The following is a 2,660-nucleotide window of genomic DNA, read 5'->3' on the forward strand; positions in this document are numbered from 1 at the left end:
TTGCAAAAGGTGGTAAGTATTATCAGTTATATACGGGAGCATTTGAACTGGAATAGTAGAAAAATTAAATAAAAAATAATTTGAAAGTGTACAATATTGTACGCTTTTTTTAGTATGAAAAACGTTTCAAATAGAGGATGAACTTATTTAACTATCCATGGTATTTTATATGTAAAGTTTATGTAAAAATAAGTTATCAGAATTATTAGAAAATTAATTTATTCTTAACCTCAGCTTAACCATAACTTAATATAAAACACATAGAATAAATCAATAAAAAATGTAGCCTAAAGATTGCCAAAGTAAAAAGTATATTAAAAAATGATTAAGGAGGAGTAATTATGAGATCAAATGTTTTTAGAAAAATGCCAGTTGAAAATTTAATAAGTCATGGTCAAGAAGGAAAGGGTTTAAAAAAGGTTTTAGGTGCATTTGAGTTAACAATGTTGGGAATTGGGGCAATAATAGGTACAGGAATATTTGTTTTAACGGGTGTAGCAGCAGCAGATTATGCAGGGCCGGCTTTGGTATTATCATTTATCATATCAGGAATGGCATGTGCTTTCGCAGCATTATGTTATGCAGAACTATCAGCAATGATACCGATCTCAGGAAGCGCTTACACATTTGGATATGTGGGTCTTGGAGAAATATGGGGATGGATAATTGGGTGGGATTTAATTTTGGAATATTGTGTAGCTGTGGCTGCAGTATCCATTGGATGGTCAGGCTATATGGTCAATATTTTAAACTTAGTTGGTATCCATTTACCACAAGTATTAATTGCAGCACCAGGAAGTGGAGGAATAATCAATTTACCAGCAATATTAATATTGTCTCTAATAGCAGGATTACTATTGCTTGGTGCAAAAGAAAGTGTAAAATTAAATAATATACTAGTAATAATTAAAATTTCGGTTGTTTTATTATTCATTGTATTAGGATTTAGTCATGTTGAACCTGCAAACTGGCATCCATTTATGCCTTATGGTTGGAGTGGAGTATTCTCAGGAGCTGCAATAGTATTCTTTGCATATATTGGATTTGATGCCATATCAACTGCAGCTGAAGAAGTTAAAAATCCACAAAAAGATTTACCAAAAGGAATAATAGGTTCTTTGTTAATATGTACAGTGCTATATATAGTAGTTTCTGCCATATTAACAGGAATGGTTCCTTATTTAGAATTCAAGGATAACGCAGCGCCAGTAGCTTATGCCTTGGCAAAAGTAGGTATTAGTTGGGGATCTGCATTAGTTTCAGTAGGTGCAATTTGTGGTATAACTTCTGTTATATTAGTTATGATGTATGGTAGTACTAGATTATTCTACGCTTTATCAAGAGATGGATTAATTCCAAAGGTATTTAGTCAAGTTTCACAAAAAAGAGGGACACCTAACAAGAGTATAGTATTAGTATTTGTTGCAACAGCTCTTGTGGCTGGATTCTTACCAATAGGAAAGGTAGCAGAATTAACTAATATGGGTACATTGGCAGCCTTTGTTGTAGTATCTTTATCTGTTATACTTCTTAGAAAATCTAGACCTGACTTAAATAGACCATTTAAGGTTCCTTTTGTGCCTGTAGTTCCAATACTTGCAGTTGGATTTTGTTTATTCTTAATATTTCAACTTCCAACTTTTACAAAGATTGCATTTTTAATCTGGATTACTATAGGATTTGTAGTATATGCATTTTATGGTTATAAGCATAGTGGATTGAACAAAACAGAAAGTGAAAAAATAGAATAGCAGCAGAGGGGCTATGCCTAAAATATAGTGCTAGCTCCTATTTTTTTATTCTAAAAAACTTTGCACATATAAAAATACCTAGTAGTTTGTTTGTTTAAAGTTTGAAGAATTTTACAAATTATACTAGAATATATAAGTAAAGGATAAAATTTATAAAGGGGATGTTATAATGAAAGTATTATTAATAAATGGAAGCCCACATAAAAATGGATGTACTTACACTGCATTAAGTGAAGTTGCAAAAGCTTTAAATAATAATGACATAGAAAGTGAAATATTTCATATAGGTATGAAGGCTATGCAAGGATGTATTGCTTGTGGAAAATGTTATGAAACTGGTAAATGTGCTTTTAATGATGAAGTTTACAATAATTTATTTGAAAAAATAAAAGAGGCTGATGGAATTGTTGTAGGGTCACCAGTTTATTATGCAGGACCAAATGGATCTTTATGTGCTTTATTAGATAGATTATTTTATTCTGCATCTTATTTGTTGACTAATAAACCAGCAGCTGCAGTAGTAAGTTGTAGAAGAGGAGGAGCAAGTGCAACATTTGATCGTTTAAATAAATACTTTACAATAAATCAAATGCCAGTTGTATCATCTCAGTATTGGAATTCTATTCATGGTAATACCGCTGAGGAAGCTAAACAAGATTTAGAAGGTCTTCAAGTTATGAGAACTTTAGGAAATAATATGGCTTGGATGATAAAAACTATGAAAAATTCTAAGGAAGAATTACCACAAAGAGAAAAAAGAGTAGCTACTAATTTTATTAGATAGCATAATGATAATAAATTAAGCTCAAAATTAATAAACATATTGTATTGCTGTAATAATACAATATGTTATTTATTAGTTTTTAATAATTTAAATTTAATAATAATCAAAATAATAAAGCTCTAGAA

The 2,660-nt window shown here is 30.5% G+C and carries 2 protein-coding genes; both read left to right on the forward strand.

From position 1 onward, the window contains the following. Nucleotides 1-341 precede the first annotated feature (341 nt). Nucleotides 342-1,751 carry an amino acid permease gene (locus NSA58_RS18550; RefSeq protein ID WP_039678172.1) on the forward strand — a complete coding sequence of 470 codons (1,410 nt, stop codon included), beginning with the start codon at nt 342-344 and terminating at the stop codon, nt 1,749-1,751. Between the two features lie 169 nt (nt 1,752-1,920). After that, nucleotides 1,921-2,535 (forward strand): flavodoxin family protein, encoded by a 615-nt coding sequence (locus NSA58_RS18555; protein ID WP_039678171.1) that lies wholly within the window; start codon nt 1,921-1,923, stop codon nt 2,533-2,535. Nucleotides 2,536-2,660: the final 125 nt, after the last annotated feature.

This window comes from Terrisporobacter muris (assembly GCF_024621905.1).
Classification (GTDB): Bacteria; Bacillota; Clostridia; order Peptostreptococcales; family Peptostreptococcaceae; genus Terrisporobacter; species Terrisporobacter muris.